Origin of the sequence: Planctopirus hydrillae, from assembly GCF_001707835.1 — a bacterium.
In the GTDB taxonomy this organism is placed as follows: Bacteria; Planctomycetota; Planctomycetia; order Planctomycetales; family Planctomycetaceae; genus Planctopirus; species Planctopirus hydrillae.
In genome coordinates this window covers 146,491-160,000 of the sequence record NZ_LYDR01000158.1, presented here as the reverse complement: position 1 = coordinate 160,000, position 13,510 = coordinate 146,491, and the positions used below count along the sequence as shown (strand labels likewise).

The following is a 13,510-nucleotide window of genomic DNA, read 5'->3' as shown; positions in this document are numbered from 1 at the left end:
AGTGCTTTTAAAAGCAGATGTCGTGCGGGGTAAAGGATCGAGCGGAGGAGTGAAGAGATTTTGCGGAATTGTGCTTCTAAAAAGTGACACAAAACGTGTCAACATCAAAAATCGTCGCCATATCTCGTTTCAGAGGGGGTGGTTAACAATCCAGACTGTGCGGAAGTCTGTGGGAATGAGTCACATTTCGAATGACTTTTTGGTTGAGATCTGGTTGAAAACGGAGATTAGGTTGTGACGATTCGATCGAATGCCTAGAATCGCGAACGTTTTGAAGTGGCCTGCAAGGCTTTCCATGCGATGGGATTTTGGAGTTTGGCATGTCGACGTTTCTGTTTACGAGCGAATCAGTCAGTATGGGGCATCCTGATAAGGTGTCTGACCAGGTTTCGGATGCGGTTCTGGATGCCTTGTTAGCCCAGGATCCCCGAGCTCGTGTTGCTTGTGAAACGTTATGCACCACAGATTTTGTATGTCTGGCTGGTGAAATCACTGCCAACGCTCAGGTTGATTACGAGAAGGTCGCCCGCGAAGCCATTCGCCAGATTGGCTACACCAGTGATGACATTGGCTTTAACGCCGCAACCTGCGAAGTGCTGGTCAAGCTGCACAGCCAGAGTGCAGATATTGCGATGGGTGTCGACCGCGATGGTGCCGGCGATCAAGGATTAATGTTCGGGTATGCCTGTGATCAGACACCCGAACTCATGCCCCTGCCGATTGCACTCTCTCATCGTATTATCAATCGCTTGACCGAAGCTCGCCAGAAAGGTGAGGTCAACTGGTTAAGGCCAGACAGCAAGAGTCAGGTCACTGTCGAATACGATGCCAAGAACAATGCGGTCGGGATCTCGGCAATTGTGGTTTCGACGCAACATGCCGAACATGTTTCGCAAGATGAGATTTCTGAGTTTGTGCGTTCGGCTGTGATTGGGAAATCTGTCCCGACATCCCTGCTGAAGCCATCCACCAAGTACCATATTAATCCGACAGGTCGATTTGTGATCGGTGGGCCACATGGTGATTCCGGGCTGACAGGTCGCAAGATTATCGTCGATACGTACGGCGGTTGGGGTCGTCATGGTGGTGGAGCCTTCAGTGGCAAGGATCCCACAAAGGTGGATCGCTCCGCCGCTTACATGGCTCGCTACATTGCCAAGAATATTGTGGCAGCCGGTTTGGCTAAAGAATGTGAGCTGCAACTGGCATACGCGATTGGTGTGGCTGATCCTGTCAGCGTGCGAATCAACACCAACGGCACAGCCCTGATTGCTGAAGACAAAATTTCCGAGCTGGTTCGCGAAAATTTCAAGATGACTCCGCTGGGAATCATTGAGTCGTTGCAACTGCGTCAACCGATCTATCAGCGAACAGCCGCTGGTGGCCACTTTGGTCGTAATGAACCGGGCTTCACCTGGGAAGCCACAGATAAAGCCTTGAAACTCCGAGAGCAGGCTGGGCTGGGTTCGACCTTGCCGCCAGTCGGCCATATTGCTTAATGAATGGATCACCACCCCGGCCTTGTGCAAACAAAGCCGGGGTTTTCTGTTTAAAAGTGAATGCTGGAATAGTTGCCATGGATGGCCTGTTTCAATTGATGCATCGATCGAGGCCTGTCTTGCAGGTCTTTCTTGCAGTATTAGCCACGCTGATCAGTCTCAGCATCTTCGTGATATCCGCCGACCGATTCCCGGTGATCGCTTCGCTTCTGGCTGGAATATGCCTGCTGATCTGGCTGGTGCTGACCATCACCCGGCGTATTGACTCAGATGTTGCTTATCAAAGTTGGTTGCTGGTGATGGCTGGTGGTTTCAATGCCGCCTGCTGGTTTAGCTTCGCCATCATTTCGGGCTCCCCGTTTTTTGCCGGTGTGTTGGCAGGGCTGCTGCTGATTGCTTTTCTCGGCCAGTCGCTGGCTTCTTCCGTTCACAATCCAAACATGCATCTGGTTAAAGACCTGCTTGCGAAGTCTGCACCGGTTTCCTCAGAGGTCGTTACTCAAAGTCTTTTGTCGGGGTTTGAGAAACAATTCACTCAGACCACTGTTGAGGCTCATTCGCCAGAAGACGTACATCCGCAAGAAGATATTCACCTGAATGACGACCAGAGAAGCCAGATTGGAAGTCTCTGGTCCAATTCCGGAGAGGATGATCTGTCAGAAATTGACGAAGAATTGACGGCTACAGACGATTCTGTGAGCCACCTTGTTCGCTTTGTGTACGATGATCGCGAAGTTCAGGAAGGACACCTGCGAATTGAGTTTGAGCAGGGAGCGAGGGAGTCTCTCTTTCATTTGGTATTTTCACCGCCGTTTGATCATGTGCCCCGCATTGAGATGGAGGACACGACTGCCGGCGAACTTGAGCTCGAGCCACTCGTGGTTTATCGATTTGGAGCGAGAATTAAAGCTCGTCGATCAAGCTCAGTTGAAGCTCCTTCGCTATTCGAGATTGCCTATCAGGCTGCTGCTCCACGCCGTGCTGCATGAGACTCTGCTGCATGAGGCGGTACTGAGTCGAGTGATTGCCTGCGATAGATCAGGTGGGCAATAAAGATCATGGCTATCGAACATCTCGACACCCCGCAGTGGAGAGGAAGATCATTCTTCGATTCGCAGATAAACAGGGCTAAAGAGCCCGGCGGGAAGCTTCTGAGTCAGCAGTTCTTCGTTGACGGAAATCAACACTCTCAGCTTCGAGAAGATGTTCGGTGACTGAGGGAGCAGGAATGAATACTGCTCCCTCGTTTCGTCGAAAGTGCCGATACGTTCGGAATTGAATTCAACACTCCCCGTTCCGCGCATTCCAGAGAACTCGACAAACACGAATCTGGCGGCTGGTGCCTTGGTAGAGTCTTGTTGAGCCGGGGACTGTATTTGGATCCGCGGATAATGGAAGCTTCGGGAATACTGCACTTCACCAGCTTCATTTCCATGCAGGCAGGTGTATTCGACAGGCATCTTGGCAGAGCCTTGAAATTGCTGGTTTTTCGTCAAACTGGTCCACAGATAGTCCCATGGGCCCTTCAGGGCAATGCGATGGCTGGACATGAGTTTCCTACATCGAAAATGGCAATTCGTGGACCCATGAAAATTCGTCGGGAAGTCGATCAGGTCCAGACATGTTGGCTAGAATTCAAAGAGCGCAAGCGGTAGCATGCAACGGAGTTAAGATTTCCATATGGGTTGACACCGATCATCGAAAACGCAGAGTCATTTGTCTGACGACGGGTGTTCACTTTGTAAACGATGATTCGAGTGTTCTGGATTCTCGATATGCATGATGCATCGATCGGACAAAAGATTCGAGAGTCGATGATGCCCGAAGGTCTGCCGCTGGATCTTCTGCAAATGGCAGAGACGCACCGAATTGCCGAAGAGGCTCAAGTGATAGAAAAAATTGTCGAGTCGACATCATCTGAGATCATATCCTCATTAGAGACGAGTCCGAGTTCTCAGATCAACAACGGTCATGTTCAGTCAGAATCTCATGGTGAGCCAGCAACCAGCGGTGAAGTTGTGAAGCAGCCAGTGAGAACTGCTGATCCTCAATGGCCAACACGGACATCACAGCTTCTGGGTTTTCAGATCCTGGGTGTCGGGGCCTATGTTCCCGATCAGGTCGTGACCAATGCCGAGCTGCAGGAGCGTTGTGGCATTGATCCTGATTGGATTGAACAGCGAACTGGAATTCTCGCTCGTCGTTATGTGGCTGAAGGGCAGGCCACCAGCCACTTGTGCATTATGGCCGCTCAGCGGGCCATGGCCGACGCGGGAGTCACAGCCGAGGAAGTTGATCTGGTTGTGATTGGGACTTTTACACCCGATCATCTCTGCCCATCGACGGCGAATCTTGTGCAGGCTCATCTGGGTATCGAAGCTCCAGCCATGGATCTGGCAGCGGCCTGTTCAGGATTTACCTATGCATTAGCAACCGCTGCTCAATTTATTGTCACTGGAAATAGCCGCCGGGCACTGGTGATTGGCGGGGATTGCAACAGCCGGATTGTCAATCCGCAGGATCCTAAGGTGGCACCTTTGTTTGGCGATGGCGCCGGTGCTGTCGTACTGGGCCGAGGCGATGAAAAGCAAGGTCTGGTGCGGTATCAGCTCGGTTCGGATGGCTCCGGGGCGAGCCTTCTGGATCGTCCTGCTGGCGGGACACTTCACCCCTTCACGGAGTCTGATCTTCGTGATGGAAAAACCTATCTGCAGATGGATGGCAGAAATGTTTTCAAATGGGCTGTGAAGGCAGTCTGTAACAGTATCCTTGTGACGCTGGAACAAGCTCAGGTTTCAATCGAGCAGGTTTCCATGTTTATTCTCCATCAGGCCAACCTGCGCATCATCAACCATGTTGCTGAAGATCTGGGGATCCAGCAGGATCGTATTTATAACAATCTTGATAAGTACGGAAATACTTCGGCTGGCTCAATACCTATCGCCCTGGCTGAGGTGATTGCCAGTGGTCGCCTGCAGCGGGGTGAGCTGCTGTTGATCTGCGGCTTTGGAGCCGGGTTAACATGGGGAACCTGTCTCCTGCGGTGGTGATGTATTTGTTCGCAAGCCGTGTCAGTATCTGCAAAGCTGTACATGACCCTCTCCTGCTTTGAAGTTCTCCTCCGGAAAACGGGCTGTTGAGAACCTGAAATCCACAATCTTTCTAAAGGTGACTGGCTATGCCACAGGTGTTGATGACGAGGGCTCACAGGTAAAGCCTGCTAAACAACACCTGATCTGCTTAGTGTAAATATCAGACCTCTACCTCCCTGATAGAGGGAGAGAAGCCGGGTCAGAATGCCAGGAACCTGGGTCGACTGCTTGAAAGCGACTTGAATAGTCAAACGCTACTACGCTTATTGCCAGCAGGGTTATTGTGAACAGTAATTCCGTGTGTCTATAGTTTATTGGAGTGTTTTTGTAGTCGTAGTACTTTATTGGGAACAAAGGGCTCGATTCCGCTGGTTAAGTTGGATTTCTGTTGATTGGCAGCAGCAAGTAGTCGTTAGATAAACCGGAAAATCTTCTAAAAGCCATTGGCTAGTCATTCAGTAGCCAGATAGGCTTGCAAAATGAACGGTTGGGCTGCACTATAGTAAATGACAATACCAGCAGTTCTGATAGTGCTTCACGAACTTGCTGAGTTGCGATCAGGTTCCCGCAGGTTGTGGCAGCATTCTGAGGGATTTTCCAGTCATTATGTTCTAGTGCTGACTCGCAGAAAACGTGGGCAGTTGCTTCTCAGGAGATTCTCATGGCTAAGGCAAAGTTTGACAGTTCGATCAACAAGTCTGCTCTCTATCGTGAAACCATCATCGCCCTGGGTGGGCCGGAAAAGGCCACTAACGCTCAGGTGAAGAGCAGCATTGAGTCGCAGTACGACGGTTGGGAATGGGGTAGCAATCCTGCTGCCGCCATTGGTCAGGTTCGTAAGTCCATGTTGGCTGCCGATGGCAAGCCAGTACCAAAGCGAACCAAGAAGGTTGCCAAGAAGAAGACCGGAGCCAAGCCCGGCCGTAAGCCCGCAGTGAGCGTTGCCACGAGTGGTTCGTCATCTGCAGTGGCCGTGGCTGCTGCACTGAGCTTCCTGACAACCTATAGCGATGCTGATGCGGCACTGAGCAAAGCCCGTGAAATCGTGCAGACGGTGGGCCCTGAGTTGGCAAAGCAGATGGCCGACATGCTTGCAGGTCACTAGAGACAATCTGACAGTTTTGAGACTGTCGGTAAAACCATGATTCATCGCTTGCCCGGTTCGCAATTTCATTTGCTGACCGGGCAAGGTTGTTTTTGGCAGGGATCCTGTGAGAATATAAGGTCGAAGCAGATGGAAGATGTTTGAGTGAGGGAGAAGGCTGTGCTTGTCCAGATGGAACTTGTGCGGATCATTATCAGCGAGATCAATGATCAGCAGGTCATTTATCTGAAGGAAGTCGATGGCTCGCGAGCCTTCCCGATTCTGATAGGTCTCTTTGAAGCGACCAGTATCGACCGGCGTGTACGAGGTGATGTACCGCCCAGGCCACTCACTCATGATCTGCTGAAAAATATTGCCGAGCAGTTGGGAGCTGAAGTGCAGGATGTGGTGATCAACCATCTGGAAGATCACACTTACTACGCTTCTATTCGTATCCGCCAACAGGGGGAACTGATTGAGATTGATAGCCGGCCCAGCGATGCCATCGCATTGGCCGTGCATTATCAACCTTTTCTTCCCATTTATGTGACAGAATCTGTTCTACAGGATGTGACCGGCTGATCAAATGACTATGTGACAGAATCAAGCAGGCCCGGAAGTTACTACAAACTTCCGGGCCTTTTATCTTCTGCTGATCGAGGAATCTGCTATCCGCTTTCAGGAAAGCATTTTGAATCCGTGTCGTCAGTTACTTGCTCAGTTTGCTCAACAGATCGAGAGTGGCCTGCCAGGAGGTTTTGTCCGCCTGTTCATCGTACTTCATGCCTTCGATCCCATGTTTGCCGGCATCGGGGACAGTGAAGCTATGACGAACCCCCGGGAATGAGACAAACGTGAGTTGATCGCCGGAACCTTTAAATGCTGTCTGGAACTGCTCGACGACTTCTTTGGGAATAAAAGCGTCATCAGCTCCATGAAAGACGAGAACTTTCGCTTTGACCTGGCCAGCTTCTTCAGGCGTAACTTTGGGGAGTGCCCCGTGATACGAGACAACGGCATCCAGGTCGCTACCCTTTAAGGCGAGTTGAAGAACCGTCGATCCTCCAAAACAGTAGCCAATCGCCACCAGATGCTCTGGATTCACGTGCTCGTCTTTCTTCAAGACATCCAGGGCAGCATTTGCGCGGGCCAGCCATTCCTGTTGATTGGAACGTACACTGGTTGCCATGGTCCCGGCATCTTTGGGGTGCTGAGTGGTCTTGCCTTCGCCATACATGTCGCAGGCAAAAGCAACGTATCCTGCCTCTGCCAGTTTTTGAGCGCGATTTTTGGCGTAGTCGTCTAATCCCCACCATTCATGAACGACAAGGACTCCCGGGCGGCGTCCCTGAATCTCATCATTCCAGAAAATCGTCCCTTTGGATTTCACTGTGCCAGCCTGATACTCGATCTCTTTCGAACGGATTTCCGCCAGGCAAATGGCGGTCGAGAATGAGGTCATCAGGCCTACGGTCGTTGCGAGCAGAAATCTTGGTGACCACATAAGTTTGTATCCCTCCTGAGATAACAATTCGGGTTTAAAGTCGCGCTTCGGCAGAAGTATTCTCCCTCTTGAGCATAGTCAGAGAAGTGTTCTGTTCCAATTCTGGAGTCTTCTCGACTTGAATTCGCAATCAAGGGAGTCTATGTCTGGAAAAAAATTCAGGGACTGGATCCGCTGCTCAACGGGGAATCGACCGGAAGTTGAGGGGGTCTCGAGATCAACCGCCTGCTCAGCGTGCCAGCCAGCCGCCATCGATATCGATGATACTGCCGTGCATGTAGTTGGATGCACTGGAGCCCAGGAAAACACACAAACCACCCAGTTCCTCGGGTTGTGCCCAGCGCCCGGCAGGGATGCGGCTGAGAATCTGCGGGCCTCGAACAGGATCGTTGACCAATGAGCCCGAGAGTTCCGTGAGCATATAGCCCGGACAGATGCAATTGACGTTGATGCCTTGAGCTGCCCACGAGTTACAGAGTGATTTGGTCAGTCCGGCCAACCCATGCTTGGCGATGGCATAAGCCGGGATCTGCCAGCCACCCTGATGGCTCATTACCGAACCAACATTAATAATTTTTCCAGAGCCTCGCTGGATCATCGATGGGGCGACCTGTTGGGCGAGATCGAAGGCGGCTTCAATATGAACAGCCAGCATGGTCTGCAGGTGAGTAAGAGGATACTCCTCGGGCGGAAAGCGGGCCGTTAAACCCGCGTTGTTGACGAGGATATCGATTGATCCCGCGATGGACCTGGCCTTTTCTACAAGACCAGCACGATTTACCTGATGACTGAGATCGCAGGGGAGGAAGTGGAATCGTCGGCCCAGAGAGAGAATTTTCTCAATATGTGCCTCGGTGGGTGAGGTTCTTGAGACACAGACGATATCTGCACCCGCTTCTGCCAACGCTAAAGAGATGGCCGCTCCGAGGCCTCTGGAACCACCCGTGATCAAAGCGACCTTGTGATCCAGCCGAAAGAGATCGAGGATCATGTCGAAAGGTCTCCTGAAGTGCTGTGGCTAGAGGGCGATACGCGGCAGAATCTCGGGGATGAGGCGGGCCAGTTTAGCACCGCCACGTGCAGCCACTTCCAGAATTTTATTCAGTTCCACCGGCTCGAGCGCATCGGGCAGGCAAAGATCTGTCACGACAGAGAAGCCGAGAACGCGTAAGCCCGCATGGACTGCGACGAGTACTTCCGGAACTGTCGACATCCCCACGACATCGGCTCCCATGAGCTTCAGCATGCGGTATTCAGCACGGGTTTCCAGGTTCGGGCCGCTGACTGCGACAAACACACCTTTGGGGCAATGTATGCCCAGTTCCAAGGCCACCTGACGGGCGACTTCCATGTGCTGGCGATCATAGGGGTGGCTCATGTCAGGAAAACGAGGTCCCAGCGATTCATCGTTAGGGCCACGCAAGGGGTTTTCGGGCATGAGATTGATGTGATCTTCGATAATCAGCACATCCGAGAGATCCAACTGTGGATTGATTCCACCGGCGGCGTTGGTCACAAGGAGTGTCTTCACCCCCAGGGCCTTCATGACGCGCACTGGAAAAGTGACTTGTTCGAGAGAGTACCCTTCGTAGTAGTGAAATCGACCTTCCATGGCGACAACAGGAATGCCGCGTAATCGCCCGCAAACCAGCCGGCCGGCATGAGATTTCACGGTCGAGGTCGGGAAGTGAGGAATGTCGCTGTAAGGAATCGCGACATCCTGCTCGATTTGTTCCGCCAGACCACCGAGACCAGTTCCCAGAATCATGCCCACAGCAGGTTCACCTTGCCAGAGCTGGGAGATTTTGGCAGTGGCCTGGTCAATGCGTGATTTCAGTTCGGACATCTCGATTTCCGGATGAGTTCGGCTCAACAGACGCATGAAATGCTACGTGAGCCGTCAACTAAGGAGAGCATAGAAGGTGGAATAACAAACTCAGGGAGAGCCTGCAAAATGGCAGACTCTCCCTGAGAAAACATCAAATCTTGATTTCAGTTACTGCGAGTAAGGAAACATTCCCAGTCGAAAACCATCGTTTCGCAGCGGTCAAAGCGATCTCAGTCTCAGCATTCGCTGAGAGTCCGATGATTAGTAGTCATCATCTTCGTCGTCGAGATCATCATCGTCGTCGTCATCGTCGTCATCATCATCAAAATCATCGTCGTCGTATTCGTCATCGAAGTCTTCTTCGTCATCGAAGTCATCGAGATCGTCATCGTCGAGGTCATCGACATCTTCATCGTCGAATTCATCATCTTCATCGTCTTCTTCGTCATCCATATCTTCGTCCTCATCCTCGTCTTCGTCGCGGGCACAGACGGGCGAGGTGATGAAGGGAAGATCGAATTCCGAAGTCCACGAGGTTGCGAACAGAGGATTCAACGTGTCTGGCGAGACTGCCAATACTGCCAAGCTCATGAATACGAACCTCAATCCTATTGGTGTCGTTCCTGTATTGACTCAAAGTCCGATCTGACGAGTTTTGAGTCACATTGTGATGTGAATAACAATTGATCATCGTATCGCAGGTCGGAAGATTTCCTGCCACTGGTATTCGAGCAGACCGTCGATGTCAAGGCTCATCTGTTGGCCGAAAACTGAGAATTTTCGAGAGAACATCAAAGTCGGTCGCCAGTCATACACAATCACAGTTCGGTCTTCCGGGCGCGGTCACTATAATCATGCTGGATCAATGAGCAAGCCTGACTCGTGGCCGCCATCGAGAAATTATTATGATTTTTTTGATGTGACCCGTCGGAATTCGGAAAAAGTTTCTGGCAATACTTCGGCAGGGGCGGAAATCTGCAACTCAGGCGTCTCTCAGGGAGATACCTGAAAATCGCTGAAAACACAAATTGCAGCCAATAATTCTCAGGAGTTCAATTTCTGACAGGTCGAGAGAAACTTTGTGGATTAGCATTTCCAGTTAAATTCTCTGCATTGTACGCCAAGGGCGAGTCCGCCATGGGAGAGTCAACAGTGGGCTTCGAGTGGAGGCTGAGTCGCAACCTCGGCTGGCTCGCAAAGTTCCACGGCCCCAAAAAGATGATTTTTACACGATTTCGAGCTCTGCCGTGACTTCTCACTGCCAATCAACACAACTCGGCATCGTGAAAAATGGCAGCGTGGTTCTAAGATCAATTGTGACGCGAGTTTCCAGTTTCAGTGTGAAGGCAGCACCCATGTGGACAGTTCCCAAGAATGCCGAAAGCGGGATGTCGACTGCGTTGTGCCCACCATCACCTGCTGATGACGGAACATCCTGCGGTGAATTGGAGATTCGTCCGTTTCTGGTGGATCAGGAAGAAAACGAGGCGGGGGAGGGTGTTGGTCTCTGTTCAGAAATCAGGCATCCGATCGTGGTTGCTTCCGGGATACGGAGAATTGTTCTTCAGGTGGGTGGAGTCAGTTGTATCGGTTTAGCCATTGCAGGCGTGTTTCTACCGGTGTTGCCGACGACTCCCTTTCTCATTCTGGCCAGTTTCTTGTTCTACCGGTCATCTCCCGAACTGTACCTTCGTCTGCATCAGCACCGCTTTTCAGGGCCGCTTTTGCGAAAATGGGAGCGAGACCGGGGAGTTAGTTTCAGGGTAAAAATGGGTGCTGTGGGAATCGTCCTGCTGATGGTGGCACTCACCCTGCTGTCAGGTCGCATCAACTCTCCCATGCAATGGCTGATTATGGGATTGGCGAGCATCGGCATTATGGTCATCCTGCTCCTGCCATCCCCACGTCGACAGCCAGTTTCTCTGGTACGAATCGAGGAATTCTCCAGCAAAAAAGTGGGCTAACAGTTCCTTGAGACTGACAATCAAGCCAACACATCTCGGCCGCTGGTGCGAGAGAGCCATTTAAGTGCTGGTGCCTAATCCTAAAAGCACGCAATGCTTCGGCACTGGCGGATAAGAATCCCCTGCCAGGACGACCACTCTGTCTTCAAAGAACTGGTGGCTGTCAAACTGGACTTCCTCGATTGAGCCCAATTTCGTACGAATCAACCGGGAGCATTTGCGTTGATGGAATGCAGGCGATGCCTTTGTTGATCGAGGGCGCTGTTGAAGTCGCCATGCATCACAATGGTCCAACACGCATCACAATGGTTCAACCGGTAAGTCACTGAGCGAGAGCTGCAGATCAAGTTCGACTGACGAGTGATTAGAGACTGACAAAGTCTGCGAGGGCGGGGTGGTTCGATGAGCCAGCGGCACGCACTATTGATCGATGACAATCGTATCTGGATTCGACATCGCGGGCGTGTCTTCGGTCCGTTTGACTACGAATGGAGCCCCGATTTTTGCGGAGCCGAATTTCATTATTCGGGACAGAAGTTTGGCGAGTATTGCAGCGTCGATGAGATCTACGTCGATGCGAAAGATCTGGGGCTGCCACACGCTGTTTCCGAGGTGGCGGTCCTCGTCATTGGAAGTCTCATTTGCGGAGTTCTGGCAGGTGAAGTTCTGGCTGAACGGATCGATCGCATCAACCAGTGTTTAAGTCGCTATGGTTTTTGTCGCTTTCTGCCTGTGGAAATGCATCAGCCATAAATCTGGCCAGTGTGGGTAACTTTTCCGATTCCGGGGGATGTGATAGAACGCTGTCTGGTGGCGTCGGGGTCTGTTTCCACCAAAGTTGCGATTCGGTTTTTCACCGATGCCCCCCCGACGATTTGGCTAAGCCTGCCGACATGATCGCCGCGACCTCGAATCGTCCTGTGTCCCCGGTGGAGAACGTCTCTTCAGACAGACAGCCTGTCCGTCGTGATCTGGCTGCGAGTATGGGTGATGGCGCTTCCTACGGTGTGATGGTTGGAATCGGCGAGACATACGTTCCTGCTTTCGTCCTCGCGGCTGGGCTGGGCGATGTCTTTGCAGGCTTGATTGCGAGCGTTCCTGTATTTCTGGGGAGCGTGCTGCAACTGATTTCGCCAGCAGCGATTCGAATTCTGAAATCGAACAAGTTATGGGTCATGCTCAATGCTTCGATTCAGGCCGCGTGCTTCATTCCATTGATCGTTGCGGCGACGTATGGAGCGATTTCTCAGTGGCAGGCACTTTTCATCACATCGGTTTACTGGGCCACCAGTCTGGCGACCGGCCCGGCATGGAACACCTGGATGGGGGCGGTTGTTCCCAAGTCTGTACGTCCTCATTTTTTTGCGAAGCGGGCGCGTTTCAGCCAGGCGATGACGCTGGCAGGATTTCTGGCTGGAGGGTTTATCCTTCAGGCGGGGACATCCTCCGCAGCGCCGACCAGAGCTTATATCCTGCTGTTTCTGATCGCGGGGATCAGCCGGGTCATTTCGGCATTCTGCCTCTCTCGCAAGAGTGAACCCCAGCCTGTGCGACTGGTCGATGATCTGCCATTCATGCAAAGAGCCATGAGTTTCGGTCGGGGAAGGGCAGGGCGGCTATTGTTGTTTGTGGTCTGCATGCAGGTGGGGGTCTGTATCTCAGGGCCGTTCTTTGTGCCCTACATGCTCAAAGGATTGAAGCTGACGTACATTGAATATGTGATATTGATTGGGACTTCGTTTGTTGCCAAGTTTTTAACATTGCCTTACTGGGGGCGGCTGGCCAAAAAAGTGGGCGCCCAGCAACTCTTATGGATTGGTGCCATCTGTATTACGCCTCTCGCGGCTGCCTGGGATGTCAGTTTCAATTATGGCTGGCTGGTGTTGGTTCAGATCCTGGCGGGAACGGCCTGGGCCGCTTACGAACTGGCTGTGACGTTGCTCTTCCTGGAGGCTATTCCAGAGCATGAACGAACCGGAACCCTCACGATTTATAACGTGGCGAATAATGCCGCTTTGCTGGCAGGCTCTTTGATCGGGACGTTCATGCTGCGATCAATGGATGTCACCATTGAGGCCTACCTTTGGGTTTTCGCAGTCTCCACAGCCGCCCGGGGAGCGAGCCTTTTGATTCTGGCGACAGTACCAAAGATGAGTTCTGGTGTTGTAGAACCCACGTTTCGACCATTGTCTGTTCAGCCTTCGATGGGTTCGATCGATCAGCCAGTTCTGGCAGGACTTCCGGCCGATGCCGAGAATCAAGTGGCTGAGAACGAGCTCCTGCTTTCCGCGGAACACGATGCGGACAGCGGGATCCCTTTGCAGAATCGCTCCTCCGTTTTTCCAGAAGAGGCACCGGCAAAATGTCCGTCGGAAGGCTCGGATCATACTTAGCGAGCTGCTTCACTGCAGGAATGATGAGTCAATAGGGTGGAATCGTCTTCCACAAGACATCAGTTCTCTTTTCCAGAGTTTCCGGAAAGATCCTTTGATTCATCCCATACGGCAGGCCACCGTTCTCCTGATTGATCGAGAGGTTG

At 52.0% G+C, this 13,510-nt stretch carries 13 protein-coding genes; 8 read left to right on the top strand and 5 right to left on the bottom strand.

What is annotated here, in order from left to right; genetic code table 11:
* Window positions 1–320 precede the first annotated feature (320 nt).
* Window positions 321–1,499, top strand: coding sequence for a methionine adenosyltransferase (metK, locus tag A6X21_RS22415; protein WP_068853071.1), 1,179 nt, complete (start codon window positions 321–323; stop codon window positions 1,497–1,499).
* 77 nt (window positions 1,500–1,576) lie between these two features.
* Window positions 1,577–2,488: a hypothetical protein gene (locus tag A6X21_RS22410; RefSeq protein ID WP_068853068.1), complete on the top strand. Its 912-nt coding sequence runs from the start codon at window positions 1,577–1,579 to the stop codon at window positions 2,486–2,488.
* A gap of 111 nt (window positions 2,489–2,599) precedes the next feature.
* On the opposite strand, the gene A6X21_RS22405 is transcribed toward A6X21_RS22410, so the two are convergent.
* The gene (locus A6X21_RS22405) at window positions 2,600–3,049 is read right to left on the bottom strand and encodes a hypothetical protein (RefSeq protein WP_068853065.1); all 450 of its coding nucleotides are present in this window, start codon (window positions 3,047–3,049) and stop codon (window positions 2,600–2,602) included.
* A 225-nt stretch (window positions 3,050–3,274) separates the two neighbouring features.
* On the opposite strand from A6X21_RS22405, the gene A6X21_RS22400 reads away from it, so the two are divergent.
* The 3 genes from A6X21_RS22400 (at window position 3,275) to A6X21_RS22390 (ending at window position 6,257) form a co-directional block, all read left to right on the top strand.
* Complete coding sequence (locus A6X21_RS22400) at window positions 3,275–4,549, top strand: 3-oxoacyl-ACP synthase III family protein (RefSeq protein WP_205847510.1); 1,275 nt, start codon at window positions 3,275–3,277, stop codon at window positions 4,547–4,549.
* 703 nt (window positions 4,550–5,252) lie between these two features.
* Entirely contained in the window at window positions 5,253–5,696 is a 444-nt protein-coding gene (locus A6X21_RS22395; RefSeq protein WP_068853062.1) for a hypothetical protein, read from the top strand.
* Window positions 5,697–5,855: 159 nt separating this feature from the next.
* Window positions 5,856–6,257 (top strand): bifunctional nuclease family protein, encoded by a 402-nt coding sequence (locus tag A6X21_RS22390; RefSeq protein ID WP_013110476.1) that lies wholly within the window; start codon window positions 5,856–5,858, stop codon window positions 6,255–6,257.
* 127 nt (window positions 6,258–6,384) lie between these two features.
* On the opposite strand, the gene A6X21_RS22385 is transcribed toward A6X21_RS22390, so the two are convergent.
* From A6X21_RS22385 to A6X21_RS24895, 4 genes are all read right to left on the bottom strand, one after another.
* Window positions 6,385–7,179, bottom strand: coding sequence for a dienelactone hydrolase family protein (locus A6X21_RS22385; protein WP_083233842.1), 795 nt, complete (start codon window positions 7,177–7,179; stop codon window positions 6,385–6,387).
* A 229-nt stretch (window positions 7,180–7,408) separates the two neighbouring features.
* Window positions 7,409–8,170, bottom strand: a complete 762-nt coding sequence (locus tag A6X21_RS22380) for an SDR family oxidoreductase (protein ID WP_068853059.1) — start codon at window positions 8,168–8,170, stop codon at window positions 7,409–7,411.
* 27 nt (window positions 8,171–8,197) lie between these two features.
* Window positions 8,198–9,025 carry a purine-nucleoside phosphorylase gene (locus A6X21_RS22375; RefSeq protein WP_068853056.1) on the bottom strand — a complete coding sequence of 276 codons (828 nt, stop codon included), beginning with the start codon at window positions 9,023–9,025 and terminating at the stop codon, window positions 8,198–8,200.
* Between the two features lie 243 nt (window positions 9,026–9,268).
* On the bottom strand, window positions 9,269–9,598 hold the full coding sequence (locus tag A6X21_RS24895) for a hypothetical protein (RefSeq protein ID WP_068853054.1): 330 nt from the start codon (window positions 9,596–9,598) through the stop codon (window positions 9,269–9,271).
* Between the two features lie 764 nt (window positions 9,599–10,362).
* Between A6X21_RS24895 and A6X21_RS23910 the strand changes: the two genes are divergently transcribed.
* From A6X21_RS23910 to A6X21_RS22350, 3 genes are all read left to right on the top strand, one after another.
* Entirely contained in the window at window positions 10,363–10,971 is a 609-nt protein-coding gene (locus A6X21_RS23910) for a YbaN family protein (protein WP_131818500.1), read from the top strand.
* A 402-nt stretch (window positions 10,972–11,373) separates the two neighbouring features.
* Complete coding sequence (locus A6X21_RS22355; protein WP_068853048.1) at window positions 11,374–11,724, top strand: hypothetical protein; 351 nt, start codon at window positions 11,374–11,376, stop codon at window positions 11,722–11,724.
* A 140-nt stretch (window positions 11,725–11,864) separates the two neighbouring features.
* A complete protein-coding gene (locus A6X21_RS22350) occupies window positions 11,865–13,364 on the top strand; it encodes an MFS transporter (RefSeq protein WP_240490374.1) in 1,500 nt (499 codons plus the stop codon).
* The last annotated feature ends 146 nt before the right edge of the window (window positions 13,365–13,510 follow it).